We start from the raw sequence: 25,555 nt of genomic DNA on the forward strand, positions 1-25,555 counted from the left end.
GGCTGCGAAAGGCCCCCATTTTTTTGTATTCGGTAGCGTGGTGAAGATCGTCTTCTAGTGGAAAGGGTTGTGGAGCGGGCGGAATCTTAGCAGAGGGTTCACACAAACACCAGTGGAAGGCCGTAAGGGAGAAAGCGGGCGCGCAGCGCGGCACGCAGGCGCCGCAACGGATTGATGCGGTAGCTTCGGTAGGTTTTCTTAATGAACGAAGCTGCGGCCACCCAGGCCTCGTGGCCCGCTTGAAGGATTTGTTCGAACAGATGAAAGTCGGACCAGCGAATATGGGATACGTGAGGCCGAACGACCGTATCGGCATGCTGTAAGCGCAGCTTGTTCAAGGCCATGCGGGACGCCTCGCTGCTTCGCAGAGCATATTCGAGAGCGCAGCTGGGCAGGGGGTGCATGTCGGCCACTTCCGAGGACGTGTCCACGGCAAGCACGAAGTGAGCCCCGAGGCGCCGTGCGGGAAGGCATGGCACGTTGTCGATCCAGCCGCCGTCCACGAGCAGTCGGCCGCGGTAGCGCACAGGCGGACCCATGCCGGGAATGGAAGCGCTGGCCCCGAGGGCTTTGATGAGGGATCCGCTTGTCAAAACCACTTCGTCGCCCGTGAGGATGTCCAGCGTCACGGCGCCGAAGGGTGTGGGAAGGTCCTCGATGCGGATGTCCGGAACGAGGCCCGTAAGGAGTTTCCAATAATCGTCTTCAGGAATGAGGCTGGATCGCGTCACGAGGCGCGTGTAAAGATAACTCTTTCGAAGCTGCTGGGCAAATCGGTCAAAGAGCGACGAGGCGGAGGGCAGGGCGCTGTTTTCATCCACAGCCAAAGATAGGGTCTCGCGAAAGATAGCACTGTGGACGAAAGTGTGGATTTTTTCCTCGACGATGGCCACCGAGCCGTGATGGGCGTAGAGGGCGCCGATGATGGCGCCCATGCTGGTGCCGAGGATCATGTGGACGGGGAAGGTTTCGCCGTCCAGGTGGCGAAGAACACCAAGGTGTGCAATGCCCCTGGCGGCTCCTCCGCTGAGGACCAAAGCGGTTTTCAGCATGTCATAATCCCTCCTTCATGCGTAGCGCGGCTCGGTTGTGGCCCTTTCGGGCTCTGGTGCCAAGAAGATATGCCTTGAAAAAGGGCTCGTGCGCAAGGAGATTGCGTGGTGATGGCTTCGATGGAGCACGTTCGCATCGACTGTGAAACGCATCGGCTGGAAGCCGTGGTGCAATGGGGATCCTCAAAAGACGGGGCTCTCATCGGCCACCCTCACCCGTTGTACGGCGGCTCCATGGACAACAATGTGGTCTTGGCCTTGGAAGCAGCCTACCGGGATCGGGAATGGACGACCGTGCGGTTCAATTTCCGCGGCGTAGGGGCGAGCACGGGCACTTACGGACATGGGGACGGAGAAGCAAAGGACATGGTGTGTGTCCAGCAATGGCTCAAGGATCTTGGCGTTCAAAGTGTTCACCTGGCCGGGTATTCCTTTGGCGCATGGGTGGCGCTAAAGGCCTGCCGCCTGGGTATGACGCCGCACAGTCTTGCTCTCGTGTCTCCCCCGATCAATTTTTTGGATTTTACCGACCTTTCGATCCCCTCGTGTCCCACCTGGGTCATGGTCGGAGATACAGATGCTTTTGCAGAAGCGCACCGCGTTGACGCGTGGGCGCATGCCCACAGAGCGCAAGGAAACTCCGTTCATGTGGACCTGTGCCCCAACGCCGACCACTTTTATTGGGGTCGAGAACAGGAAATACGTCGGTGTCTGGGACTTTTTCTGGACTCTCTCACGGGATCGGCAAGGAACCCGTGAATGAGGGCGTTCAGGGTGGCAGGACATTCGGCGTGAATGGCGTGACCCGCCCCTTCCAGTTCCACGAGAAGAGCGTTGGGGAGTAGCGTCGACAGAAGATGCGCATTGGCCGGGGGGACCAGAACGTCTTCTGTGCCCGTCACCACAAGGGTGGGAATGAAAAGGTCCGGCAGCCGATGGGAGGCGTCGAAGTGTTGAATGGCGGCCAGTTGGCTGGAAAAGGCCTCTTGAGGCTGCCAAGGCGCCTGTGTTTGCACAGCTTTGTAGGTCTCAACGGCCTCTTGACAATGCTGCAAGGCCTCAGGACTGAAGAAAAAGGGAAGGTTTTTGGTCACGATCTCTTCCTGGCTGAGCCCCTGGTTGTCCGTGAAGCGTTCAAGAACCTGAGAAGACGGAGAGACTTTGCGCGGGCCTCCGGGGTGCGTGCAGCCCAGGACCAGCGCTTCAAAGCGTTCTGGAGCTGCCAGGGCTGTTTCCTGCGCAATCATGCCCCCCATGGAAAGGCCGACCATAAAGCATCGGTCGATGCCCAGATGATCCAGCAGGGCGAGGGTGTCATGGGCGAAGTCTTTCATGGCATAGGGCCCTGGGGGCATGGAGGAGCGGCCGGCGCCTCGATTGTCAAAGACGATGGTGCGGTAATGGCGACGAAAGTAAGGAATCTGTCCATACCAGGACCAGGTGCCGCCGCCGAGGCCGCTTACGAAAAGAAGGTTCGGACCGTTTCCATGGACTTCGTAGTAAAGTTGCACGGAAGGGGTGTTGAGCAGGGGCATGGTGGCGTCTCCTTTCCTTTGCGCTAACCTTTCAACATCTCTCGGAGTTTCATTTGCCGTTTGCGCACTTGAGGCGCTTTAGTGTATGAAAGCTCCATTTTGGAACGATCCGATGCACCTACAATGGTTGGGGGCACCATGAACGACGGGCTGCAGACCGACTGCTTTTCCCATGTTTTGCGGTTTCAGGCAACCCATTCATTCGGTTTTCACGATGAGGAGAGGCCTATGACGGCACGGTTCACCCTGCTCAAAGACGTGATCGTTATGGATCGTCACACAGGGCTCATGTGGCAACGGGAAGCGTCCCTCGACCGGCTCATGTGGCCTGAAGGATTTGCCTACATTGAACAGCTCAACCGAAGCGGGTGGGGTGGATTTGACGACTGGCGATATCCAACGCAAGAGGAATTGGCCACGTTGCTAATGGCAGAGGAAAATCCCTCCACTGGTCTCTACATCGACCCCGTCTTTGGAGATCAGCGCTGCGTGTGGAGCTGCACGGAGGTGGGCCACCATAAGTCGGTTTATGCCGATTTTTATTACGGCGATTTCTATGTGGTGGAACAAAAATACGCCAACCATTTTGTTCGAGCCGTTCGGGGGCAAAGGCAGTAGACTTTTTTCATCAGGGGCGTTTTAACCCTCAGGCCGTAGCGGGAGTGCACAAGGGGCGTGAGTTCACGAGATGCTTCGGGCTTTGGCGGCACGAAGGGACCGTCGGTTCAGGCGATCCAAGCGCCTTTGGAGGTGGCCTTGGTGGAGCCGGAAATACCTCCCAACACCGGCAATGTGGCGCGCACGTGTGCCGCCGTCCATGTGCCCCTTCATCTGGTGGAACCTTTGGGTTTTCGCCTCACCGACCGATATTTGAAAAGAGCGGGACTCGACTATTGGCCCTACGTGAACGTGACCGTTCACCGTTCGCTGCAGCATTTCCTTCGCCACATGGAGGGGCGAAGGCTTCTTTTCTTTTCCAAAAAGGCATCCCTGGACTACGATGCATTCGTCTATATGCCAGGGGATTGTCTTGTGTTCGGTTCCGAAACGCAAGGTTTACCGGCGTGGCTTCTTGAAGCCCATGCCGACAGGGCGCTGAGGATTCCCATGGATAGTGCCCATGTGCGCAGCCTCAATCTTGCCACGGCGGTGGGCATCGCGCTCTTTGAAGCACGAAGACAAATCAAAGGACAGCTGGCGCCAAGTCGGCCACAGGCGGCGCTATCCCTATAATTGGGTCTCTCACCCGGAACGCGGTCGTCAGACCGTAAAGCAAAGGGATTCCATGGAGATGCTGCCCAGAGAAAGCCTTGTGGTGAAAATGATCGAACTGTGTCCTGAAATCGAGGAAATGGCCCTTTATACCGTGGTGGTGGGCCGAGGGACCCATTACTGAGTGGTTTTTTTTGAGAGCAGGGACTGCTCGAAAAAAGATCCTCCTTTAAGTTCTTTCGTCATTGCCAAATCTTCCGCTCACAATACGTCCATGTGGGAGCGCGACCTCAGGCGTGCCATTCGAGAAGCGGAAAGGAAGCTGGGCGAAGGCAAACCCACGCCCACCTCCACTTCATCCCTGCGACTGTGTCGAACATCTGGAGTAAAAGAAAGTGGCGGAAATCGAATGGAAAGGCATCATTTGGAGAGCTGCTCATGGTGATCTGACCATTAAGGATCTCCTGACCATTCTCAAGGGGCACGGTCCCCTGGAAGTGCTTCGGTTTCGCAAACCTGGAGCCTTTTGGGGAGAGTTGAGTGTATCCTTGTCCTCTCGCGGCACCAAAGAGATCACTATTTACCATCTGGAAGTGGAAGGCCCAAAACGACGCGGCAAAGGGCGACAGGCGCTGTTGTCTCTGAAGAGGATTTTTGGCGGCGAGGTGTTCGTGGAAGACCCCGGGCGCGTCATTAGGGTGACCAATGCAGACCAGGCCAGTCTACCTTTCTGGATCAAGATGTATCTGGAGGGCATTATTAACGCTTTGGAAAGTGAACACGTGAGCCTGACGTCCGAGTCACCTCGAGAAGAAGCGGAGCGGCTGTTGCGCGAGATGACGCGGAATTCCAACGCGATTCAGGACAATGCCAAAAATGCGGGCGAGGGAAAAAGTCATACCGCTAAAGGTAGCCGCTGAAAAGTGCCGAAACCTTAGGGATCAAGGCCTGCGAGTCGTTTTCACCAACGGATGCTTTGATCTGCTTCATATAGGACATCTTCGCTACCTGGAAGAAGCTCGCGCCCTGGGCGATTATCTGGTGGTCGCCGTGAACAGTGACGCGTCCGTGCGGTGCATCAAAGGACCTCATCGGCCCGTGGTAGACGAAAAGGCGCGATCGGAACTGGTGGCGGGCTTGCACTGCGTGGACTGCGTGGTGCTCTTTGATGCTCCGGATCCTCTGGCCGTGATTCAGACCCTCAACCCCCATGTGCTGGTCAAGGGAGCGGACTGGCCGGTGGATCGCATCGTGGGGGCCGATTGGGTCATGCGCCGGGGAGGCTCGGTGGTGCGCATTCCTGTCCTGAAAGGCTATTCCACGTCGGGGCTCATTGAAAAAATTCTGGGGCAAGTCTCTTCCTCGTCAACGCGTTTTTGAGACGAAGCCTGAACGCCGAAAAGACGTGAAACCTGAACCGCTGACCCTTTCATGAACCTCTCCTCCATCATTGAAGCCAAAAACCTTACACGGGTTTATCCTTTGGGCCCTGTGGGCGTCGTGGCACTCAAGGACGTGACCTTTACGGTATCTTCCGGTGAATTTGTGCTCCTCAAGGGCAACAGCGGCTCCGGTAAGAGCACCCTTTTGGCCCTGTTAGGTGGCTTGGATCGGCCCACGTCTGGACAGCTTCATGTGGCCGGGATTGATGTGGTGGCTTTGAGTGAACGGGGACTCACCCAATATCGGCGCCGAGTGGTGGGAATTGTGTTCCAGAGTTTTCATCTGTTACCCACCTTGACGGTTTTGGAAAACGTCTGTCTGCCGGCGCTCCTTGCCGGAGCCTCCTACGAGGCCACCCGGGCCAAGGCCCTGCATTGGCTTCAATGGCTGGACATGCAGGATCGGCTGCATCACCTGCCCGGGGAACTTTCGGGGGGTGAGGCGCAACGCACGGCCATTGCTCGCGCCCTTATCAATGATCCTTTCGTGATTCTCGCCGATGAACCCACAGGCAATCTGGATAGTCGCAACGGGGCTCGCGTCGTGGATATTTTGGGTTCATTGCATCGCGATCACGGCCGCACCATTATCATGGCCACGCACAGCTCCATCGCCGATGATGTGGCCACGCGGCAACTGTGTCTACAAGATGGGACCATCGTGAACGATCAATGTCTTTCTTCCTAGGATTGCGCATTTACGGCTGGTTTTCTCTGCGCTACGCTCGGCGGCATCTGTGGCGCACTGCGGCGGTGATTGTGGGTCTGAGTCTAGGGGCCGGCATCTTTGTGGCGGTGCGCTTTGCCACGACCACGTCGGTGCGTTCTTTTGAACGAAGCATGGGCGCCGTGTCGGGAAGGGCTGACTTTGTGGTGACCCGCCCGGGGGAAGGCGTCCCGTCTCACCTGGTGCGCGACCTGTTGTCAATGCGGCACATCGAAACCGCCTCTCCCATTCTATCTCTTATGGTTCGCGTCCAGTCGACACATCGAGGGGCCGAGGGCGCCGCCGTGGCGCGCTGGGTGGGTCTAGACCCCATTTTGGATCGCCCCTTGAGGCCCTGGGCGGTGCAGCGTCTCGAAAAGCCGGAAGAGACGCAGAGGTGGATGCGCCTCATGAGCGATCCCGATACGGTTTTTGTCGGATCGACCCTGGCTCGCGCCTTACGCCTAGAGGCCGGATCGGCCATCACGGTCCACTATCAGGACCGCCGCAGGACCCTCAAGGTCTTGGGGATTCTCAAGGATGAAGGCCTGGGATTGGCTCATGGGGGCCTCATGCTGATTTCGGATGTGGCGACGGTTCAGGAATTCCTCGGGCAGTTTGAACGCGTGGATCGTGTGGAAGGAGTTTTTGTCGAAGGTGGAAGCGAAACGGGGTACCAGGAACTGGAAAACCTTTTAGGTTCGAGCTACGCCTTGGATCGGGTCGTGGATCGGACACGATCATCGCGGTCCATGGTGGCGGCCTACGAACAAAACCTCTCGGTCCTCAGTTTTGTGTCCCTTTTTGTGGGCATGTTTCTGGTCTACAGCCTCACGGCTTTCAACAGTGTTTCTCGACGACGCGAAGTGGCCGTGATGCGATCACTGGGCGCGTCGGCCCGTTTCGTTTTTTTTGTCTTTATCTTGGATGGGCTGGTCTTAGGCCTGCTGGGCTGGGCCATAGGGATTCCGGTGAGCTTGGCCTTTTCCAGGGACTTGCTGCAAGCGGTAAGCGCGACGGTCACCCTGCTTTTTGCGCGCGTGGACGTCAGCACGGTGTCTTTAAACTTCTGGGACGTGGCGGTCTCCGTGGTGCTCACCACCGGGGTTGCGGCCTTGGCAGCTTGGCAGCCGGCTCACTCCATGATGAGGGTGCCTCCACAGGAAGCCATTCGCCCTCGCAGTGCGGGAGCGGAATCGGAAACAAAAGTTCGACGCCTGACCATGGCGGGCCTTGGTCTGCTCGCCACGGTCTTGCCTCTTTGCATGATGCCGCCCCTACAGGGGGTTCCCGTGGCGGGGTATGCGGCGGTTTTTTTTCTCTTTTGCGGCTTTTCCCTTCTCGCTCCAGGAGTGCTCAAGCGCCTTTCCAAGCTGCCTTCCCCTCTCGTGCGGCGCCTGGGCGGTGAGCCGTGCGTGCTGGCACTCAGGCAGCTGGAAAGGGCCGGCGCGCGCGTGGCCCTCTCCGTCGGCGCCCTCATCACCGCCGTAGGACTTTTTACGGCTCTGGTCATCATGATTTCCAGCTTTCGAAAGACGGTGGAAGCCTGGGTGTATCAGACGGTGAGCGGGGATCTTTTTGTGCGTCCCATGATGGCCGACATGAACGGCTATAGGGATCCGCTGCCGGCGCACCTGGTTCATTTTCTTCGAAACATTCCCGATGTCGATGTGGTGGCCTATCGAAGAATCGCCATGAGTTACCGTGGTGTGGACTGCGCCCTGGAAGGGATCGACTTGGATCGGCTGCAGCGCCATGGAGGGTTTCTTTTTCTCAAAGGGAATCCTCAGGACGCCTACGACGCCATGAAGGCCGGAGATGGCGTGATAGTGAGTGAAGTCTTTTCCAATCGAACGGGATTTGGCGTAGGTGATCGCATGGCATTGAGCGTTCTGGGTGTTCCCATGGAATTCCGCGTGGTCGGCGTGTACCGGGACTACCGAACCCAAAGCGCCGTCATCTACACGGACCTCAGGGTGCTGCACAATCGAACGAAGGACAGGGCATGGAGCGGCGCGCGGCTGTTTTTCCCCGGATCGGAAGAGGCCAAAGTCCAGCGTGCTCTCGAAATTCGGGACGAAATCCTTACGCGTTTCGGTGCCCGTGACGCCCCGGACGTCATGGTGGGAAAAAGCCTTCGGCGAGACATCCTTCAGGTTTTTGACCAAACTTTTGCCGTGACCACGGTCCTTTTGGTCATGGCCCTCATGGTGGCCAGCCTGGGCATGATGACTACCTTGACCATCATGGTCCTGGAACGCTCGGTGTTCTTGAACACCCTCATCGCCGTCGGATCCTCCCCGGGCCAGGTGCGCCGCATGCTGCTTTGGGAAGCCCTGTTCATGGCCGTGGCGGGGCTCGTTTTGGGCGTTGCCTGCGGGTTTGTCCTGTCCACGATTCTCATTGAGGTGATCAACGCCCAGTCCTTCGGCTGGACCTTTCTATACCACGTGGCCTGGAACCAACTCGGGGTGGCTTTGCCCCTCATTGCGGCGGCGTCGCTCGTGGCCACCGTGCCGGCACAGCGCTTGGCTTTTCGTGACAGCCCGGTTGTGCTCCTTCGAGAGGACGACCATTGAGTGCTGCAAAACAAGGCCATCGTCCTCAGTGCGCACAAAGCACGCCTTGCCGAAGTCTAGGTAGAACTTTTTGACCGGACCTTTTCGTGAAAAATCCGCCACAAAATTTTCATGGGCCCATGGAAAATTTTTGAGTTTGAAGGACATGCAAAAGCGCCTGCAAGGCGTCCTCGTGGTTGAGGCCGTCCAGGAGAAGGTGAGCCTGAGCGTGGAGCGCATAGAGGGGCTGGCGCTCTTCGTAAAGTCCTTGAAGCGACTGGCCTGGGGCTCGAACCACTCCCCGAGCGTCCAGATCCCCCAAGCGCTGTTCCAGAAAAGGCAAGGACAGGTCAAGCCATACGATGAATCCACGGGCGCGAAGGTGTTCCATGGCTTTTGCGCTGTAAACCACACTGCCTCCCGTGGCGATAACGGTGCCGAAGACGGTGAGGGAACACACGGCGGCTTCTTCAATGGCTCGAAAGCCCGCCAGGCCTTTTTCGCGAATGATTTCCTGGAGGCGTTTTCCGTGAGCGGCTTGAATGATGAGATCCGTATCCACGAAAGGGGCAGCCAACTGCTTGGCCGCCAGGACACCCAGAGTGCTCTTGCCCACACCGGGCATACCGATGAGCACGAGGTTGGGGGCATAGCATGACGATTCACCGGGCACACGACCCAGCATCGAGCCGCCATGAGGGTTGCCGATGGTCATGGTAATTCCTTGATGTCGTGAGCCAAAGGGAACGGTTGAACGGTTTCGTACATGGCCCAGCGAAGCTGTCGCATGTCCTGAAGAACGGTCAAGATACGCCGTTGAAACCGAGGAGGTTCCATGGAAAAGAGCTGCATGTGAGCTTCACAGAAAAACCATGTGCACACATAGGGTCGAAGATACCGAGGTAGGGCGCAGCCCATGGCAGTGAGGTATCGGCACGGATCCCCGTCGTGGCGGCGGGTTTGCCCCAAAGGCAGAGCGTCGTGCAAACCCCAAAGGAAAAGCAGATCCGTGACGTTGTAGGCGACACGCAAGGCCGTGCAGCACACATCGGCGCAATGCGAGCACGTCTGGGCACAGTAGCGGGACATGAAGGCATCCAGGGCTTCAATGGCTTGAAGCGCCCGATGAGCCAAGGATCGAAGTTCCGCGAAGGCTTTGGCCTGAAGATGGGCGTCCAGGTATTGGAAAAATCCCCGCCAGTGGGCGTCGGCCACGACAGCCCACGGCGACCGAAAGGTAGAGGGCAAGCTCATTCTGTTATGTCACAAAATCATGCTCAAGTTCTCGAACCACCAAAACGGGGCACGGAGCCTTCAGCACCACGGTGTTGGCCACACTGCCGATCACAGTGCTCATGAGGGCGGAACGACCGTGCGTGCCCACTATGATGAGATCGATGGTGTTTTCCTTAGCATAATTAATGACTTCTTCTGAAGGACGGCCTTTGCGGATTTCAAAGTGAATTTCGGGAACCCCTTCCTGCCATTCCATAGGCAGCAGTTGATGAAGTTCTTGTTCTCGATCCTGGATCATCTTGCGCATGGCCTCCACGAAATCCCCCTTGTACCCCTTCACGCTCAGCTCGTGGACGGCATCGATGATCCTTTGATTGATCACGTGCATGATGGTCAAGGAAGCTTGTCTGTCCCGAGCGATTTCCACTCCGTAGCGAATCGCTTTTTGGGAAAATTCGGAAAAGTCCACGGGAACCAGAATTTTCTTCAGTTGAATCATGGCAGACTCCTCGTTTCCATTGGTTCGTCAAGCCACGCGGCGTTCACGGGGCATGGCTCGCAACGTGGTTTTTTTCGGCAATAAAGATGCCCGACACGCACGAGCAGAGCGTGAAATTCTTGGAAAAGATACACATCGGCAGGCAGAGCGTCCATAAAATAGTGCCGTAGCGCTTCGTAGCCGATGGTGGAGGGCACCAGGCCGTGGTTGGCGAGGATGCGCCGAGTATAGGCATCCACGACAAAGCTCGGTTGGTGGGCGGCGTAGAGAATGATGCTGTCGGCAGTTTCAGGGCCAATTCCGGGAATACCGAGAAGTTCTTGCCTCAACGCAGCCATGTCCTGAGCGAGAAAGGCCGAGAGGTTTCCTGCGTGATGCGATTGAAGATGTCGGCAAAAGGCCAGCAGGTAACGGGCCTTTTGATTAAAGAAGCCCGAGGGTCTCAAGCACTCGCGCAGGTTTTCTGGGTCTGTGGAGAGGATCTTTTGAGGGTTGAGAAGGTCCTTGGCTTTGAGGCGTTCGATGGCGAGGGTCACATTGTTCCACGCGGTGTTTTGCGTAAGAATGGCGCCCACGATGACTTCAAAGGCCGTGTCGGCAGGCCACCAGCCTTGAGGACCAAAGGCGGCGAGAAGGGTTTCAAAGAGACGGCGCAAGATAAGGGCAGGCTGTGGCCTCATTACGGCAAGTTCACTCCATGAATGGACGCCCCGCATGCCGAGCAGGCTCCTTTGAGGATTCCCTGAGGCTTAGTGGAAAAGCCGTAACGCTTCATAAGCAGAGCGCCGCATTGAGGGCAGTAGGTGTTTTCGCCTTCATCCCCCGGCACGTTACCCGTGTACACATAGTGCAGGCCCGCTTTGAGGCCGATCTCTCGAGCTTGGCGCAGCGTGGTCAGGGGTGTGGATGGCCGGTCGGTCAACCGATAGGTGGGATGAAATCGGCTCACGTGCCAAGGCGTTTCCGGTCCCAGGTCAACAAGAAACTCGGCGAGTTCCTTGAGTTCTTTCGGGTCATCGTTGAGGCCGGGAATGAGCAGCGTGGTCACTTCGAGCCAGATGCCCAAGCGTTTCATGCCTCGCAGTGTCTCCAAGACCGGTTCTAGGCGCGCACCGCACTGCTCCTTGTAGAACCGATCGCGAAAGGCTTTCAAATCCACATTGGCGGCATCGAGAAAGGTTTCGGCCGCTTTCTGTAGCACCTCCGGCGTCATGTAACCGTTGGAAACGAAGACATTCTTCAACCCCTTTTTCCTTGCTTCGATCCCCACATCCATGGCGAATTCCATAAAGATGGTGGGTTCCGTATAGGTATAGCTGATACTGGTGCATCGTGTTTTTAAAGCGTCCTGCACCACGGCGTGCACCGAAAGATCCCGGCCCAGGATGGCTCCTTGATCTCGAGGGGCCTGGGAGATGTCCGCATTTTGGCAAAACAGGCATCGAAAGTTGCACCCCACTGTGGCAATGGAATAGCTCAGACTCCCAGGATGAAAATGAAAAAGGGGTTTCTTCTCGATGGGGTCCACATTGGTGGCGATCAGTTTTCCATAGACTAAGGAGTAAAGGCGGCCATCGTGGTTGTGGCGCACGCCGCACATGCCGGTTTTGTCCGGCTTGATCAGGCATCGGTGCGCGCACAGAGAGCATCGTACGGCCTTGGCTTCTTCCGAAGTGTAAAAGCGCGCTTCATGCATAGCCGCTTACCTCATCCTATTGACCTATTCCCGGCGAGGTATGGGTGACGTGCCCGGCGCAGCCTAGGCCTGGAGCATCAGATGGAGTGGAACGACCGCCTTGGCCGTGAAGACGCCAGCAGGATCGAGCTGTGCCCGAAGGGCCGATTCCCACCACAGGCTCCATGAGCGGTTCCTGAACCGGCCTGTGCACGGATCGAAGATCCACGCGCATGGCCAAGAAATGCCCAAAGGGCTGGTACTGAAACAAAGGATGGTCTTCCAGCATCTCCACCTGTCTTGTGAGCCACAAAGGGAAGACGAGACACGTTCTCCAGTGGCACACCGGTGAACCGTAGAGGACGTCTTGGAGCAGGCGTTTGAGAGAAAGCACTGAAAGAAAAGCCGCATGGCGGTACACAGAGGGCTTCCACAGGAATTCCATGCGGCGGTAACAGCCGGTGAGGGACCATTTGTTGAGGGTGCCGATGAGAACGTGGCGGCGCGCCACGCGGCACGCCTCGGCCAGGGCGGCCCGGGGGTTTTCCACGAATTCCAGCGTGGTGATCAAAGTGACGGTATCAAATTCGTTGTCGCTGAATGGCAGATCTTCGGCAAATCCGTGATGGACTTCGATGCGTTCCGGCAGATTTCTCTGGGCGTGGCGCACCAGCTCCCAAGAAGGCTCCACACCGGTGACCGCATGCCCGAGGTGCGCGAGCCAACGAAGTGTCAATCCCGTGGCGCATCCGACGTCCAGAACCCGCTGAGGGCCAGGTGGGTTCCAGAGGCGTTGGAGCAGATGACGTTCTAGGCGCAGGACCGTGCGCCCGGGTTCTGTCATGGCCCACTGCTCCATCCTCTGGGCATCTTCCAGACGAAAGATGTATCCCATGAACCCTCCCTAATGGGACAATATCGCCCCTGTGGCGCCACTGGTGACCATTTTGGCGTAACGCGCCAAATATCCATGTTGAATGCGCGGCGGCATTGGGCGCCACGCCGCTCGGCGCGCCTTTAGCGTGGCCTCGTCCACGAGAAGCTCCAATTTCTTGGCCGGAATATCGATGGCAATGCGATCGCCTTCTTCCACTAAAGCGATGGGCCCTCCCGCCGCCGCTTCCGGACTGACGTGGCCGATGGCAGCTCCTTGCGTGCCGCCGCTGAACCGGCCATCGGTGATGAGCGCCACGTCTTTGCCTAGGTTCATGCCGATGATGGCCGCCGTGGGGGTGAGCATTTCCTGCATGCCGGGACCTCCCTTGGGGCCTTCGTAACGTATGACCACCACGTCTCCGGGCTGAATGGCCCCGGAAAGAATGGCATTAGCCGCGTCCTGTTCGCTTTCAAAAACCCGCGCCCGTCCGGTTCGCTGCAGCATTTCCGGAGCCACGGCACTTTGCTTGACCACGGCACCTTGAGGGGCCAAGTTGCCGTACAGAATGGCGATACCTCCCTGAGCGTGGTAAGGATTGTCCACGGGCCGAATGACATTGTGGTCCACCTGCTTGACGGATTCCAGATTCTTGCCCACAGAGAAACCCGTCACGGTTTGCGCATCCAAATGGATGGCGCCGATCTTGGCCAGTTCTTTCATGACCCCCTGAACGCCGCCCGCAGCGTTCAGATCCTCCAGAAAATGGGGACCGCCAGGGCGCAGGGAACACAGGTGCGGTGTCTTGGCACTGATGGTGTTGAACAAGTCCAGGTCCAGTGTGAAGCCAGCTTCATGGGCAATGGCCGGAACATGCAGCACCGTATTAGTGGAGCACCCCAGAGCCATATCCACGGCAATGGCGTTTTCAAAGGAGGCCATGGTGATCATGTCTCGTGGTCGTATGCTGTGGCGCACCAGGTCCATAATGCGCATACCCGCCGTTTTGGCCAAGCGATAACGGGCGGCGGATACGGCGGGAATGGTGCCGTTTCCAGGAAGGGCCAGACCCAAAGCCTCACTCAAACAGTTCATGGAGTTGGCGGTGAACATACCGGCACAGGAACCACAGCCGGGACAGGCGTAGTCCTCCAGTTCCTCCAAATCCTGCTCGCCAATGATTCCTGCCTTCAGCGCACCGACACCTTCAAAAACTGAAATTAAATCGACGGGACGCTGGCCGACTCGGCCCGCCAACATGGGCCCGCCGCTGACCACAATGCACGGAAGGTTTAAACGAAACGCGGCCATAATCATGCCGGGAATGATCTTGTCGCAATTGGGAATGAACACCAGCCCGTCAAAGGGATGGGCCATGGCCATGACTTCCACGGAATCGGCGATGAGTTCCCGGCTCGCCAGGCTGTAGCGCATGCCGTCATGATTCATGGCAATGCCGTCGCAGATCCCGATGGTGGAAAACTCAATAGGTGTGCCTCCGGCCATGCGCACGCCAGCCTTCACGGCTTGTGTTATCTTGTCCAGATGAATGTGGCCCGGAATGATTTCATTGAACGAATTGACAATCCCGATGAGAGGCCGCTCAATTTCTTCTCGCGTGTAACCCATGGCTTTAAAAAGGGACCGATGAGGAGCTTTTTCGGGGCCTTTTTTCATGAGGTCGCTGCGCATCGTGGTTTCTCCTCTCTGGGCATCAGGCTCTTTGCGCATTGGCCGTCCGGTGCGGCGCATGGCATGCGCACAAATCCATTCCGTTTCAGTGGCAGATGATGGGCTGAAAAGGTTACTGTAGCCCTTCAGGATTTGGCAAGGGAAAAGGCGTCCGACCCCACTCGACTTTTTTAAAATCATGACGAAACAGCACTCACAAAGATCTTCGCACTGCGCCCATCTGCGGCGCGCATTGAATGCCATGGATCAGCCTTCCACTGACGGCGCTAAGGCGTCTTTTTTGGTGAGCAAAAGTGCGGCGGGAAGAGGCCTCAAGGTGGCCAATTCGGGTCGTGCCGGTGAGGAAATCTTTGAAAGCGACCCTTCTTTTCGCCATGTGCCCAGGATCGTCCAGGTGGCCAAACCCTTTACGGCCATTGAATCCCTGGCGCGGGCCTAGGGGAACGCGCGCTTCGCCAGGTGGCGTCACCCAAATACGCGGGAATTTTAAGATATGGTGAAAGTTTTGGAGCGGCGTACAGACTGTGGCGCGCCGTCTTTAGGCCCTGGGAACGGCCTCGGCTCAAGGATTCGGACAGGCGCAGCAAGGATGGGAAAGGCTTGAAACCGCGAAAGCTCTGAATCGAACCGTCCAGGACGAGGTCGATCCTTTGTGCGCCGTCTCCGCGCTGGAAGTCATTTAGACCGTGCGCAAGATGCTTCTTCGAGAGACAGGGATTGGGCCAAGACGGCTTGCAACGTTGAAATTCGGGTTCCCCTCGTGGGCGTGACCTTTCTTAAAACCGTAGCCTCGGTGGTTCCAGCCAAAGCTTGGTACGACAAGCATCTTACGGCCCGCTGCGCCTGGAAAGGCAATCCCTCCGAAGCCTTGATGCATCGCGCCAAAACGGGTTTTTCGTGCCCATAGCCGAGTGGTTTCTTTCGACCGCGGGAGCCGTGGGAAGCTGGCGCCGCGCGTGGTTCAAAGAAGTCTACGGAACCTTTATGGCACAGCCTACTGCTCCTAAAAGGGAAAAGACCGGGAATGGCGCTTTCCATGCGGCTATGACGGAACTGGTTGCAAGTGTTCATGGGAAAGGTAAAAGTCCTGCGACGATGGCTTGACAAAATGCTTCATGATCATATATCAGATGCATTGCCAAGTCACTTTGTCCAGCCCACCCACGAAGGAGGAAGGTGTCGTGGAGGTCGAAAACACAAAAGCCCTGTATCCCATAGGGATCGTGGCCGAGCTACTCAACATTCATCCAAGAACGTTGCGCATTTACGAGCAGGAAGGTCTGATCAAGCCGGCCCGCCGTGGCGGCAAACGCTTTTACTCCAATAATGACCTGCAGTGGCTCAAGTGTCTGCGCCGCCTGCTCAATGAAGATGGACTGAACATTGCCGGAGTCAAAAAGCTCTTGACCGTGGCTCCATGCTGGGAGATTCGAGGTTGTGAGGAGTTTGTGCGCAAGAGCTGTCCGGCGATTTTGAATTTTCCCGTGCCCTGCTGGGATTTGGTACCTCGTGCCTGCAAAGAAAAAGGGCTCGTGTGCACCGAATGTGAGGTCTATCTCAAGAAAAAGAACCATGTGATGATGCAGCGCTGCATGGAAGAAAAGGTCCAGGACTCCACAGCATGAGTGCCTCTTCCGTGACCAGCACGCTCTTTGGGCCGGTGCCGTCCCGTCGGCTCGGGCGTTCCTTGGGCATCGATGTCATTCCCCCTAAGACGTGCACCTTGGATTGCCTTTATTGCGAGTCTGGCCCCACGACGCATCTGAAGCTGCACCGCAAGGCCTTTGTCCCACCGGATGGCGTGCTGGTGGAGTTGCAGGATTTCTTGAAAAGGTCTTCCAATTCAGTGGATGCGCTCACGTTTTCTTCCGCCGGGGAACCCACGCTGTACGAACCTCTCGGTGACCTTATTCCGGCCATCAAAGCTCTGTGCCGTTCCATTCCTGTGGTGGTCCTAACCAACGGAACCTTATTGTGGGACGCAGCGGTGCGCCGAGCTCTGATGGGCGCAGACCGCGTGGTGCCCTCTTTGGATGCTGCGCACCCTGAGGTTTTTGCGCGGCTCAATCGGCCGCATCCGCGTTTGGATTTCCATGAGGTTGTGGAAGGTCTTAAGGCGTTTCGTCGGGAGTATCGAGGCGCCTATCATTTGGAAATCCTTTTGGTCAAGGGAATCAATGACAGCGCCGCGCATTTGCGGGACTTGGCGGCTTTGGTGCGGCGGATCGGCCCAGATCGCGTAGAATTAAACACGGTGGTTCGACCTCCGGCCTTTTCGGGCACGGAGGGATTGACGGCTGAAGCCATGCACCGGGCTACCGTTTTTTTTACCTCGTGCCCTGTGGATGTTGTGGGAAGCTATGAAACCAAAGGGGCGGTGAGGGTTAGGGAAGAGGGCAGCCTAGACGAACGTGTCGTGAAACTGGTGCGGCGCAGGCCGTGTTCCGTAGTGGAGATGGCGGACGCTCTGGGCGTGGCGGTGGAGGTGGTGAGGCAGGCTGTGGAGAGGTTGTGCCAAAGCGGCCTTCTTGATGTTCGGTGCTTTGACGGGCGTCCCTTTGTGGTGCCGGCCCAGGCCGACGAGGCGCTGTGATGACCTTGTAGCCGAAAGGCTTTTTTCTCGAGGCGTCTTCGAGTATCTTACCCGAGCAATCGTGAAGCCCAGGATCTCAGGCCGTGATGGAGGGTGTCGTCATGGCGTTCAATGTCGGTGTGGATGTGGGATCGGTCAGCGTCAACGTGGTCGTCATCGATGAGGAGCAAAGGATCGTTTGGGAGGCGCCTTATGTGAGGCATTTTGGCCAGGTGATGATCGAGGTGCGACGAGCCTTGGAAGAGGTGTTGACCCGGTTTGGGGCGGCGCATGTGCGTTCTGTGACTTTTACGGGCATTCATGGGGAGCGGATAGCCGGCCTTCTCGGCGCTCCCTTTGAAGTGGAAACCATTGCTCAGGTCACAGGGACCGTGCATGTGGCGCCGGGAGTGCGCAGCATTGTGAGTATTGGAGGGCAAGACGCCTGCCTTTTCCAACTGAGTTATACCGATGGGTCCTGGCACCTGGATGCTTTCAACATGAACGGCCCGTGCGCTTCGGGAACAGGCTCTTTCATAGATCAACAAAGCGCGCGCCTGGCTTCATCCATCTATGGGGCCGATTTCGAGATGAGCCATGAAAAGGTACAAAAAACCTTGGAGGATTTCATCGCTTTGGGGTTGCAACACAGTTCACCCGCCCCCGTAGCCTGTCGATGCACGGTTTTTACCAAATCTGACATGATCCACTTGCAGAACAAGGGAGAACCGCTTCCCAATATTATCGCGGGCCTTCATTACGGCAATGCCGCCAATTATGTGAGCACCATTGTGGCTGCCCGCCGGTTGGAAGAGCCGGTGGTGTTCATTGGAGGCGTAGCTTCCAACCCTTTGCAGGTGGAAGCGTTTCGTCAGTATTATCCGTCTCTTGAAGTGCCTCCACACCACACATCCTTGGGCGCTTTGGGAGCGGCCTTGCTGAGTCATCGCGCAGGACGATGCAACACTGTGGACCTGGAAAGACTCTCTGAAGGTCTGAATGTTGTCGAGGAAGCGTTTCCGCGAGCCCCTCGTTTGGAACTGCGCTGGACAGTTTTTGACCAGCACAATGAGGTGCCGTCCTGGGAAGGCCGGGACAAAAGGGTTCCCGTGCCCGTCTATCTTGGAGTGGATATCGGATCGACCACCACGAAATATGCTTTGATCGATGAAAGCGGCACCTTGCGCCACAAGTGTTACGTGCAAACACAGGGGAAACCCATAGAGGTCACGCAGAAACTTTTGCGCACTTTACTGGAGGAGCTGGGCGCGGTCGTGCGTATCAAAGCCGTGGCCACCACGGGATCGGGCCGCAATGTGGTGGGGGATTTCCTTCAAGCGGATCTCATTCTGGACGAGATTACGGCGCACGCCAAAGGGGCGGTGGCGGTGGATGCGACCGTAGACACCGTCTTTGAAATTGGAGGCCAAGATTCCAAGTATATACGGCTTGAAGCCACGCATCCTTTGGACTTTGATATGAACAAGGTGTGCGCGGCGGGAACCGGCAGTTTCCTTCATGAACTGGCCAACAAGCTGAAGATCAACATCGTCGGAGAATTTCAGGAACTGGCTTTGGCGTCCCAAAATCCGGTCAGTTTGGCAGAACGCTGCACGGTGTTCATGGAATCGGACCTGTTCAGTTATCTTCAGAAGGGTGCGCGCCGTGAAGACCTCATTGCCGGACTGTGCTACGCCGTGGTGCACAATTATCTCAACCGCGTGGTGGGCAAGAGGCCCGTCGGCAAGAAAGTCATGTTTCTCGGAGGCCCTTCCCTAAACAAGGCGGTGGTGGCGGCTTTTGAACGGGTTTTGCAACGGCCTTTGGTGGTGCCACCGCATCGAGAGGTCATGGGCGCCTACGGAGCGGCCTTGGCGGTGAAGGAGGCGTGGGAGCGGGGCGAGGTTTCGGAAAAGCGGCGGGATTTTCAGGCCCTTGCCCAGGCAACGGTGCAATTTACGGAATCTTTGTGTCGTGCGGACAAACACTGCCATAACGAGTGCAAGCTCAAGATCTACGATTTTGCCGGGCGAAAGAGCATTTGGGGTGGGGACTGTGGTCGGTTTGAGGTGAGTCATTACCGAGGGCCGTCTGCGGAAAACGTCTTTGAAGCCCGGCAGCGTCTCTTTTGGGAAATGGTGCGCGAACACGCCCACGTGTTGGGGGAACCCACCAGCGCCTCATCGCCGGACAAGGGGGGGCCTGTGGTGGGTGTTCCCATGGGGCTTCATGCCTTGGAATGGGCACCTTTCTGGGTTCGACTTTTGGCGGCTTTGGGGTGTCGGGTGTTGGTCAGCCCTTCGACCGACAACCGCATCGCCCTCAAGGGCGTCGAATCCATGACCGCAGAAACCTGTTTTCCCGTCAAGGTTTTTCACGGACACGTGCAAACCCTTTTGGACCATGTGGACTATATTTTCTTGCCCAACGTCATCACCATGCCCGTTCCGGCGCCTCAGGAAGCAGGAATGTTCTGTCCGATGGTGCAAAGTTCCCAGTACATGGTGCGGGCGGCCCTGAATATTTCCGACGACCGGGTGCTGCGTCCCACTCTCTCCCTCAAGCAGGGGCCTGAAGCCGTGAGTGCCGCGGTGTTTGAGGCTCTTCCCAAATCCTGGAGAATGAGCCGAAGCCGCGTGGCGGCGGCGGTGCGTGCCGCCTGGGGGTACCAGCAATGGTTTCGCAACCGAGTCCAGGAGCTTGGGCGTGCGCTTCTCTCACGGGTTCCCGCGCTGGATCCGGTGTGGATCGTCACAGGCCGCCCCTACAACCTTTACGACGAACGCTTGAACCTTAAATTGGGACGGCATTTGGCCAGGCTGGGCATCTGGGCCATGCCGGCCGATGTGCTGGACGTGGATGGCGAGGATTTAAGCGATTTTCCACGCATGTACTGGGGTCTTGGCACACGAATTTTGAAAAGTGCCAAGCGTATTGCTCGCACGCCCCACTGGTTTGGTGTGCACCTGAGTAATTTCAGTTGTGGCCCGGATTCCTTTATAGAACATTTCTATCGGCATCTTTTGGAATCGAAACCGGCGTTGATATTAGAACTGGATGAACACAGTGCCGTAGCCGGTTTGTTGACCCGAGTGGAAGCTTTTCGCAATGTGGTTAAAAACGTTCATGAAGCCTCCCTTGGTTCGGCGGACTGGAATCATCTGGCGGCCAAGTTGAGCAACTGAAGGACTGGGTTTGAAAGGTTCTATGCAGGCATCGCACAAAGCTTTGGATCGATTGCGTCGAGGAGTGGATCGCTTTGATGTCACCGGGCGCATTCTTCTTGTGCCGCAAATGCCCCCCTTTGGCACGCGGCTTTTGGTGGCAAGCTTTCGCGCTTTTGGCGTGCCGGCCAGGGTTTTGGAAACCTACAAGGGGTTGGCCCTGGGTAAGGAATTCACTTCGGGTAAGGAATGCTTTCCCTGCCAGGTGACCCTTGGGGATATCCTTTATTTTCTTAAAGAAGAAAAGCGCCGGTTGGGCAAAGACTTCGATCCGCAGCGCTATGTCTATTTTCTGCCGGAGTCGGACGGTCCGTGTCGTTTCGGCATGTACAACAAGTTGCAGCGAATTGTTCTGGATCGGTTTCCGGAATACCGCGCCATACCCATCACCTATCTGTCCTCAGAGGATGCCTATTCAGTGGCCGGGTTGCTGCCTAAGAAAAAAGCGCGTTACTTTCGCCGCGTGGCCTATGTGGCGGCGGTCATCGCCGATGTGATGGACCGGATCGTGTGGCGGGTGCGCCCCTATGAAATGCGCCCGGGTCTGACGGATGCTTTCATGGAAGAAGCCCTGCAGGCCATGGAAAAGGCTCTGGTGGCCTTTGGTCCCACAAGGGATTTTAGCCGCTTGTACGATCTGGTGGAAGATATAGCCAAGACGGCGGCGACCTTCATGGATCCCAGAAAACCACGGCGACCGAAAATCGGCATTGTCGGGGAGATCTACCTGAGAAGTCACCCCGACTCAAATCAGAACATCATTCGGCAGATCGAAGCCTATGGCGGCGAAGTGGTGGATGCGTCCATTGCGGAATGGCTCAATTATGTGAGCTACGAACGGCTGCGCAAGGCCCAAGAACAGTGTGCGCAGGCATGGCGTCGCGGCCATAAGGCGGAGGCACTGCGGGCCGCCAAGGCAGTGGTCCATCAGCGTCTGGAAAACGGCTACCAGTCTTGGCGCCAGCATCAAGTCTATGGGCGGGTGCTGCGCCATCTGGACATTCAGCCGGATCACAGTGTGCGCCATATTGAACATTTTCTGGACCATGACCGTCATTTCAGTTTTGATATCGGCACGGAAGCCGCCTTGAGCATTGGGGGGGCTTTGGCTTACATTCACGAAGGTTTTGACGGCATCGTCAACGTGTTTCCCTTCAGCTGTATGCCCAGCACCGTGTGTTCCGCCGTTCTCAAACCCTTGCTCCTGGAACGGCGCATTCCATACGTGGACGCTCCCTATGACGGGACATCGCAGCCGAACCGGGATGTGATCTTAAAAACTTTTCTCTATCAAGCCCAGCAGCATCAAAAGGCGCGCGCCCACCATACCGAGAACTCATGACCGCACAGCATCTGCTCATCAATGCCCACGACCCGGAAGAATTGCGCGTGGCCTTGGTCGAAGGCCAATCCCTGGAAGGTTTTTTCATTGAAACGGCCACCCGAGGCAAGGTGGTGGGCAACATCTACAAAGGCACTGTGGTGAATGTGCAGCCGTCGTTACAGGCGGCTTTTGTGGATTACGGTGGAGAACGCAACGGTTTTTTGCCTCTCAGCGAAATCCACCCGGACTATTACGCCGTCGAGGTCGAGGGGCCTCCCAAGATTCAAGAGGTGATTCGCCCAGGTCAGGAAGTGCTGGTGCAGGTGACCAAGGAGGAGGTGGGAAGCAAGGGTGCAGCACTGACCACCTACGTGTCTCTGGCCGGCCGCTACCTCGTGCTGACGCCGGGCCAGAACCAACGTGGTGTGTCCCGAAAGATCGAAGACGAAGCCCAAAGGGAACGCCTCAAACAGATGGCCCAGGAATTGGAAGTTCCCGAACAGATGGGCATCATTGTGCGCACGGCGGCCGAAAACCGCACCAAGCGGGAAATTCAAAAAGATCTGCGCTACCTCATTCGTATCTGGGAAGGCATTTTCAAAAAGGTGCAGGAAACCCCGGCGCCGGCTTTGATCTATCGCGAAAGGGATCTGGCCATTCGCGTGGTGCGCGATTATTTTCATCCGGCCATCAAGTCTATCTTGGTGGATCATCCCGAAGTGTATCGGCAGGTCAAGGAATTTGTTCGCATCATTAGTCCACGACACCAGCGCCTGGTCAAGCTCGACAAAGGGGATGCCCCCCTTTTCAACAAATTTCATCTGGAAGAACAGATCGATCAGCTGTTTCAAAAGAGAGTGCCCTTGAAATCTGGGGGCTACCTGGTCATCGACAGCACGGAAGCCCTGGTGGCCATCGATGTCAATTCCGGCAAGGCCACCCGGGAAAAGGTGCAAGAAGACAACATTTACAAGGTCAACATGGAGGCGGCCGAAGAGATTCCTCGGCAATTGCGCTTGAGGGATTTGGGCGGACTGGTGGTAGTGGATTTCATCGACATGCGTCAGGCGCAGCACATTCGCAACGTGGAGCGCCGAGTGCGTGAAGAAGTGAAAAAAGACAAAGCCAAAGTGAAGGTGGGGAAGATTTCCTCCTTTGGGCTTCTGGAAATTTCACGGGAACACTTGGGCTTGAGTATTCAGCTCAGCTCCTACCGAGCCTGCCCTCTGTGCTCAGGAACCGGCATGGTCCGCTCCACTGAAACCTCGGCGGTTTGGTACCTTCGTAAAATCTGGAACGCTCTGCTCAAGGAGGACGTCGTCGCCGTGCGCGCGCACCTGGCGGCGGACGTCGCCCATTACCTGCTCAACCGCAAGAGAAAAGACCTCATGGCCCTAGAGGAACAGTTTCAAAAAGACATCATCATTGAAGCGTCCCCCCATCTGGCCCCGCACGAAGGTCATCTGGAATGCGTGAGCGCCGAAGCCACCTCGCCTACACAATGACGTATTTTTTGATGATCTTGACCACCTGATCGGCATCATCGGCCATCATGATCAAGTCGGGATCTTCCTCGGAAATGAGGCCTTGAGGCAACAGGGTGTGGCGCATCCAATGGATCAGGGGACTCCAGTAGTCGCTGCCCACAAGAATAATGGGAAAAGGTTTGATACGCCGCGTCTGCATCAGCGTGAGCGCCTCAAAAACTTCGTCCAGGGTGCCGAAGCCTCCGGGCATGGCCACGTAGGCCTGAGCGTATTTGACGAACATGACCTTGCGAACGAAAAAGTATTTGAAATGGATCTTCACATCGGCGTAAGGGTTCGATTCCTGCTCCATAGGCAATGCGATGTTGAGCCCTACGGATCGAGCGCCGCCTTCCTTAGCACCCTTGTTTCCCGCTTCCATCACGCCAGGTCCACCCCCCGTGATGATGTTGAATCCGTTTTGCGCCAGTTTCTTGGCAATCTCCACCGTCAATTCGTAGGTGGCATCGCCGGGGCGCACGCGCGCGGATCCAAAGATGGACACGGCCGGGTAAATATCCATTAAAACTTCAAAGCCTTCCACAAATTCCGCTAAAATCTTAAAAAGGCGCCAGGAGTCCTGAATGGTCATGGCATCGATGATGTATTGACGCTCTTTCATGGTTGCTGACGGCTCCTTTGCACGGGAAGATATTTTTAGAAAAAAAAACCATTAAAATATAGCATAACCTTTTTTGGTTCGAAAATGAAAAACGTGGCTTTTTTCTCGAGACATTCGCGTTTGTGTGTTGAAATGGTCTGCCAAATCCGCTATCAAGCCGTGTGTGCTGCCTATGCACTCCTGCAGGGCTCGCACCGGGATGATGAAAACGAAAAGGTTTTTTTCTTATTGAGGCATGTGGAGGCGATGCGCGATGGAGATGAGAGAGTTTGTTAAGGCGGCCTTGAAAAAGGTCAACCGCAAGCTTGCGGACGGCGTTTTGGATAAGAACGAAGAGGGCTATAGCGACCCGGAAGAGATGCTTCTGGACTGGATTTGGATTGAATTGAAGGAAGAAGCGCCCGACAAGGATGCCGTGATCGCCATGGATTTGGATGATCTTTACGAGGTCATCGAAAGCGATGCGCGGATTTACGAAGATTATCGCATCCTATTGGAGTCTGTACGGTCCGACGCGGGCTAAGGGGTGGCACAGCGTAACGTCCTGCGGGCGCTCCTTGAGAGCGCTTTTTTTATTTGTCTGAATTCCACAATGTGTGGGCACGGGAGTGGGCCTCATGCAAACCTTGGTTGTGAAGAGAAGCTGCGAACGGCGGCTTTTACAAGGGCACCGCTGGGTGTTCAGCAACGAAGTGGAAAGCCCGCTCAAAATGTTTGCACCGGGGGAATGGGTTCAGGTGGTCTCCACGTCGGGCAGGCGGTGGGGTACGGGCTACGTGAACCCCCACAGCCTCATTGCTTGCCGCCTGGTGGGTTCTCAAAACACGGAACCGACTCTGGAATTTTTTGAACAGAGGTTGCGAGAGGCACTGGCTTTTCGCGAGAGGCTCTACCCAGGTGAACGGACGTACCGTGCGGTCTACGGAGAATCGGATGGGCTGCCGGGCCTTGTGCTGGACCGCTACGATTCGGCATGGGTGATGCAAATCACCACTGCCGGCATGGCCCCCATGACCTCAAAGATTTGTGAAGCTCTGGTGCGGCTGTTTAACCCCGCTGCCGTGGTGGCTCGAAACGACGTCTCCGCTCGCGCTTTGGAAGGCTTGCCACTGGAAAAGCAGTTGCTTCACGGCACCGTTCCAGAACCCTTGCTGGTGGACCTGCACGGGTTAAAGGTACGAGTGGATATTTGGGAAGGGCAAAAAACGGGGCTTTTTTTGGACCAAAGAGACAATCGCGAGGCGCTGCGCCGGCATGTTGTGGGTGCCGAGGTGCTGGATTTGTTTTGCTACCAGGGCCTGTGGAGTCTCGTGGCGGCTCGAGCGGGCGCGGCACGAGTGCTTGGCGTGGATGCGTCTCGAGAGGCGGTACGGCGAGCCGAAGCAGATGCCCAGGCCAACGGCCTCAAAGACCGATGTGCTTTTCAAGTGCAAGACGTTCTGCAATTCTTGAAACGCACGCCGCGGGAAAGCTATGATGTGATCATCATGGATCCGCCCGCGTTGGCCAAAACCAAAAGCGCGTTGCCCAACGCCCTCAAAGGTTACACTGACCTCAATCGCCGAGCCATGTTGGTTCTGCGCCGAGGCGGTCTTCTCGTGACATGCTCCTGCTCCTATCATCTTGGAGAAGAAGCCTTTTACAAAATGTTGGTGCGAGCGGGCCAGGCCGCGGGGCGATCGCTGCGGCTCTTGGAGGCGCGCGGTCAGGCTCTGGACCATCCCGCACTCTTGGCCATGCCGGAGACGCGCTACCTGAAATGTGCTTTTCTTGAGGTGCGCTGAAAAGGGCGTAAACCTTTACAAC

General features: G+C 56.7%; 25 protein-coding genes. 15 read left to right on the forward strand and 10 right to left on the reverse strand.

Features of this window, described 5'->3' with window-relative positions; genetic code table 11:
- Window positions 1-98: 98 nt before the first annotated feature.
- Window positions 99-1,052 (reverse strand): patatin-like phospholipase family protein, encoded by a 954-nt coding sequence (locus EDC27_RS08935; RefSeq protein WP_123290279.1) that lies wholly within the window; start codon window positions 1,050-1,052, stop codon window positions 99-101.
- 111 nt (window positions 1,053-1,163) lie between these two features.
- Between EDC27_RS08935 and EDC27_RS08940 the strand changes: the two genes are divergently transcribed.
- Window positions 1,164-1,811 (forward strand): alpha/beta hydrolase, encoded by a 648-nt coding sequence (locus EDC27_RS08940; RefSeq protein WP_123290280.1) that lies wholly within the window; start codon window positions 1,164-1,166, stop codon window positions 1,809-1,811.
- Here EDC27_RS08940 and EDC27_RS08945 read toward each other — a convergent pair.
- Window positions 1,730-2,587 carry an alpha/beta fold hydrolase gene (locus EDC27_RS08945; protein ID WP_123290281.1) on the reverse strand — a complete coding sequence of 286 codons (858 nt, stop codon included), beginning with the start codon at window positions 2,585-2,587 and terminating at the stop codon, window positions 1,730-1,732. The two genes, EDC27_RS08940 and EDC27_RS08945, sit on opposite strands and share 82 nt — an antisense overlap.
- Window positions 2,588-2,815: 228 nt before the next feature.
- Between EDC27_RS08945 and EDC27_RS08950 the strand changes: the two genes are divergently transcribed.
- The 6 genes from EDC27_RS08950 (at window position 2,816) to EDC27_RS08975 (ending at window position 8,526) form a co-directional block, all read left to right on the forward strand.
- Window positions 2,816-3,205, forward strand: a complete 390-nt coding sequence (locus tag EDC27_RS08950; RefSeq protein ID WP_170161724.1) for an Lcl C-terminal domain-containing protein — start codon at window positions 2,816-2,818, stop codon at window positions 3,203-3,205.
- A gap of 57 nt (window positions 3,206-3,262) precedes the next feature.
- The gene (locus tag EDC27_RS08955; RefSeq protein WP_245994410.1) at window positions 3,263-3,820 is read left to right on the forward strand and encodes a tRNA (cytidine(34)-2'-O)-methyltransferase; all 558 of its coding nucleotides are present in this window, start codon (window positions 3,263-3,265) and stop codon (window positions 3,818-3,820) included.
- A gap of 374 nt (window positions 3,821-4,194) precedes the next feature.
- Entirely contained in the window at window positions 4,195-4,719 is a 525-nt protein-coding gene (locus tag EDC27_RS08960; protein WP_123290283.1) for a hypothetical protein, read from the forward strand.
- A complete protein-coding gene (locus EDC27_RS08965; protein WP_123290284.1) occupies window positions 4,676-5,179 on the forward strand; it encodes an adenylyltransferase/cytidyltransferase family protein in 504 nt (167 codons plus the stop codon). Before EDC27_RS08960 ends, EDC27_RS08965 begins: the two co-directional genes overlap by 44 nt.
- 51 nt (window positions 5,180-5,230) lie before the next feature.
- Entirely contained in the window at window positions 5,231-5,929 is a 699-nt protein-coding gene (locus tag EDC27_RS08970; RefSeq protein WP_123290285.1) for an ABC transporter ATP-binding protein, read from the forward strand.
- Window positions 5,914-8,526: an FtsX-like permease family protein gene (locus EDC27_RS08975; protein WP_123290286.1), complete on the forward strand. Its 2,613-nt coding sequence runs from the start codon at window positions 5,914-5,916 to the stop codon at window positions 8,524-8,526. The genes EDC27_RS08970 and EDC27_RS08975 overlap by 16 nt, the downstream gene beginning before the upstream one ends.
- A 109-nt stretch (window positions 8,527-8,635) precedes the next feature.
- Here EDC27_RS08975 and EDC27_RS08980 read toward each other — a convergent pair whose 3' ends face one another.
- Genes EDC27_RS08980 through ilvD form a run of 7 tightly spaced genes read right to left on the reverse strand, consistent with a single transcriptional unit; the run spans window position 8,636 to window position 14,481 of the window.
- Window positions 8,636-9,220, reverse strand: a complete 585-nt coding sequence (locus EDC27_RS08980; protein ID WP_211334837.1) for a shikimate kinase — start codon at window positions 9,218-9,220, stop codon at window positions 8,636-8,638.
- Window positions 9,217-9,753: a hypothetical protein gene (locus tag EDC27_RS08985; protein WP_148045720.1), complete on the reverse strand. Its 537-nt coding sequence runs from the start codon at window positions 9,751-9,753 to the stop codon at window positions 9,217-9,219. The genes EDC27_RS08980 and EDC27_RS08985 overlap by 4 nt, the downstream gene beginning before the upstream one ends.
- A gap of 10 nt (window positions 9,754-9,763) precedes the next feature.
- The gene (locus tag EDC27_RS08990; RefSeq protein WP_123290288.1) at window positions 9,764-10,240 is read right to left on the reverse strand and encodes a universal stress protein; all 477 of its coding nucleotides are present in this window, start codon (window positions 10,238-10,240) and stop codon (window positions 9,764-9,766) included.
- Window positions 10,237-10,920 carry an endonuclease III domain-containing protein gene (locus tag EDC27_RS08995; protein ID WP_123290289.1) on the reverse strand — a complete coding sequence of 228 codons (684 nt, stop codon included), beginning with the start codon at window positions 10,918-10,920 and terminating at the stop codon, window positions 10,237-10,239. The genes EDC27_RS08990 and EDC27_RS08995 overlap by 4 nt, the downstream gene beginning before the upstream one ends.
- Window positions 10,920-11,936: an AmmeMemoRadiSam system radical SAM enzyme gene (gene amrS, locus EDC27_RS09000; protein ID WP_123290290.1), complete on the reverse strand. Its 1,017-nt coding sequence runs from the start codon at window positions 11,934-11,936 to the stop codon at window positions 10,920-10,922. The genes EDC27_RS08995 and amrS overlap by 1 nt, the downstream gene beginning before the upstream one ends.
- Before the next feature lie 16 nt (window positions 11,937-11,952).
- Window positions 11,953-12,810: a class I SAM-dependent methyltransferase gene (locus EDC27_RS09005; protein ID WP_123290291.1), complete on the reverse strand. Its 858-nt coding sequence runs from the start codon at window positions 12,808-12,810 to the stop codon at window positions 11,953-11,955.
- A gap of 9 nt (window positions 12,811-12,819) precedes the next feature.
- The gene (gene ilvD / locus EDC27_RS09010) at window positions 12,820-14,481 is read right to left on the reverse strand and encodes a dihydroxy-acid dehydratase (protein ID WP_123290292.1); all 1,662 of its coding nucleotides are present in this window, start codon (window positions 14,479-14,481) and stop codon (window positions 12,820-12,822) included.
- A gap of 280 nt (window positions 14,482-14,761) precedes the next feature.
- Between ilvD and EDC27_RS16010 the strand changes: the two genes are divergently transcribed.
- The 6 genes from EDC27_RS16010 (at window position 14,762) to EDC27_RS09045 (ending at window position 23,106) form a co-directional block, all read left to right on the forward strand.
- Window positions 14,762-14,920 (forward strand): hypothetical protein, encoded by a 159-nt coding sequence (locus EDC27_RS16010; protein ID WP_170161725.1) that lies wholly within the window; start codon window positions 14,762-14,764, stop codon window positions 14,918-14,920.
- Window positions 14,921-15,662: 742 nt separating this feature from the next.
- Window positions 15,663-16,106, forward strand: coding sequence for a MerR family transcriptional regulator (locus EDC27_RS09025; RefSeq protein ID WP_211334838.1), 444 nt, complete (start codon window positions 15,663-15,665; stop codon window positions 16,104-16,106).
- On the forward strand, window positions 16,103-17,074 hold the full coding sequence (locus tag EDC27_RS09030; RefSeq protein WP_123290295.1) for a radical SAM protein: 972 nt from the start codon (window positions 16,103-16,105) through the stop codon (window positions 17,072-17,074). Before EDC27_RS09025 ends, EDC27_RS09030 begins: the two co-directional genes overlap by 4 nt.
- Window positions 17,075-17,175: 101 nt before the next feature.
- Complete coding sequence (locus EDC27_RS09035) at window positions 17,176-20,238, forward strand: acyl-CoA dehydratase activase (protein ID WP_123290296.1); 3,063 nt, start codon at window positions 17,176-17,178, stop codon at window positions 20,236-20,238.
- A 10-nt stretch (window positions 20,239-20,248) separates the two neighbouring features.
- The gene (locus tag EDC27_RS09040; RefSeq protein ID WP_245994412.1) at window positions 20,249-21,619 is read left to right on the forward strand and encodes a CoA activase; all 1,371 of its coding nucleotides are present in this window, start codon (window positions 20,249-20,251) and stop codon (window positions 21,617-21,619) included.
- Complete coding sequence (locus EDC27_RS09045; RefSeq protein ID WP_123290298.1) at window positions 21,616-23,106, forward strand: Rne/Rng family ribonuclease; 1,491 nt, start codon at window positions 21,616-21,618, stop codon at window positions 23,104-23,106. Before EDC27_RS09040 ends, EDC27_RS09045 begins: the two co-directional genes overlap by 4 nt.
- On the opposite strand, the gene EDC27_RS09050 is transcribed toward EDC27_RS09045, so the two are convergent.
- Window positions 23,096-23,749 carry an LOG family protein gene (locus tag EDC27_RS09050; RefSeq protein ID WP_123290299.1) on the reverse strand — a complete coding sequence of 218 codons (654 nt, stop codon included), beginning with the start codon at window positions 23,747-23,749 and terminating at the stop codon, window positions 23,096-23,098. The two genes, EDC27_RS09045 and EDC27_RS09050, sit on opposite strands and share 11 nt — an antisense overlap.
- Before the next feature lie 253 nt (window positions 23,750-24,002).
- Between EDC27_RS09050 and EDC27_RS09055 the strand changes: the two genes are divergently transcribed.
- A complete protein-coding gene (locus tag EDC27_RS09055; RefSeq protein ID WP_123290300.1) occupies window positions 24,003-24,272 on the forward strand; it encodes a hypothetical protein in 270 nt (89 codons plus the stop codon).
- 94 nt (window positions 24,273-24,366) lie between these two features.
- The gene (locus EDC27_RS09060; protein ID WP_123290301.1) at window positions 24,367-25,533 is read left to right on the forward strand and encodes a class I SAM-dependent rRNA methyltransferase; all 1,167 of its coding nucleotides are present in this window, start codon (window positions 24,367-24,369) and stop codon (window positions 25,531-25,533) included.
- Window positions 25,534-25,555: the final 22 nt, after the last annotated feature.

The sequence above is a fragment of the Desulfosoma caldarium genome (assembly GCF_003751385.1).
In the GTDB taxonomy this organism is placed as follows: domain Bacteria; phylum Desulfobacterota; class Syntrophobacteria; order Syntrophobacterales; family DSM-9756; genus Desulfosoma; species Desulfosoma caldarium.

Coding starts and splice junctions, on each gene's coding strand:
- EDC27_RS09005 (WP_123290291.1), bottom strand. CDS start 12,810: ATGGGATACATCTTTCGTCTGGAAGATGCCCAGAGGATGGAGCAGTGG.
- EDC27_RS08990 (WP_123290288.1), bottom strand. CDS start 10,240: ATGATTCAACTGAAGAAAATTCTGGTTCCCGTGGACTTTTCCGAATTT.
- ilvD (WP_123290292.1), bottom strand. CDS start 14,481: ATGCGCAGCGACCTCATGAAAAAAGGCCCCGAAAAAGCTCCTCATCGG.
- EDC27_RS09035 (WP_123290296.1), top strand. CDS start 17,176: ATGGCGTTCAATGTCGGTGTGGATGTGGGATCGGTCAGCGTCAACGTG.
- EDC27_RS08945 (WP_123290281.1), bottom strand. CDS start 2,587: ATGCCCCTGCTCAACACCCCTTCCGTGCAACTTTACTACGAAGTCCAT.
- EDC27_RS08980 (WP_211334837.1), bottom strand. CDS start 9,220: ATGACCATCGGCAACCCTCATGGCGGCTCGATGCTGGGTCGTGTGCCC.
- EDC27_RS08975 (WP_123290286.1), top strand. CDS start 5,914: ATGTCTTTCTTCCTAGGATTGCGCATTTACGGCTGGTTTTCTCTGCGC.
- EDC27_RS08965 (WP_123290284.1), top strand. CDS start 4,676: ATGCGGGCGAGGGAAAAAGTCATACCGCTAAAGGTAGCCGCTGAAAAG.
- EDC27_RS09055 (WP_123290300.1), top strand. CDS start 24,003: ATGGAGATGAGAGAGTTTGTTAAGGCGGCCTTGAAAAAGGTCAACCGC.
- EDC27_RS09050 (WP_123290299.1), bottom strand. CDS start 23,749: ATGAAAGAGCGTCAATACATCATCGATGCCATGACCATTCAGGACTCC.
- EDC27_RS09030 (WP_123290295.1), top strand. CDS start 16,103: ATGAGTGCCTCTTCCGTGACCAGCACGCTCTTTGGGCCGGTGCCGTCC.
- EDC27_RS08995 (WP_123290289.1), bottom strand. CDS start 10,920: ATGAGGCCACAGCCTGCCCTTATCTTGCGCCGTCTCTTTGAAACCCTT.
- EDC27_RS08970 (WP_123290285.1), top strand. CDS start 5,231: ATGAACCTCTCCTCCATCATTGAAGCCAAAAACCTTACACGGGTTTAT.
- amrS (WP_123290290.1), bottom strand. CDS start 11,936: ATGCATGAAGCGCGCTTTTACACTTCGGAAGAAGCCAAGGCCGTACGA.
- EDC27_RS08940 (WP_123290280.1), top strand. CDS start 1,164: ATGGCTTCGATGGAGCACGTTCGCATCGACTGTGAAACGCATCGGCTG.
- EDC27_RS08950 (WP_170161724.1), top strand. CDS start 2,816: ATGACGGCACGGTTCACCCTGCTCAAAGACGTGATCGTTATGGATCGT.
- EDC27_RS09045 (WP_123290298.1), top strand. CDS start 21,616: ATGACCGCACAGCATCTGCTCATCAATGCCCACGACCCGGAAGAATTG.
- EDC27_RS09060 (WP_123290301.1), top strand. CDS start 24,367: ATGCAAACCTTGGTTGTGAAGAGAAGCTGCGAACGGCGGCTTTTACAA.
- EDC27_RS08935 (WP_123290279.1), bottom strand. CDS start 1,052: ATGCTGAAAACCGCTTTGGTCCTCAGCGGAGGAGCCGCCAGGGGCATT.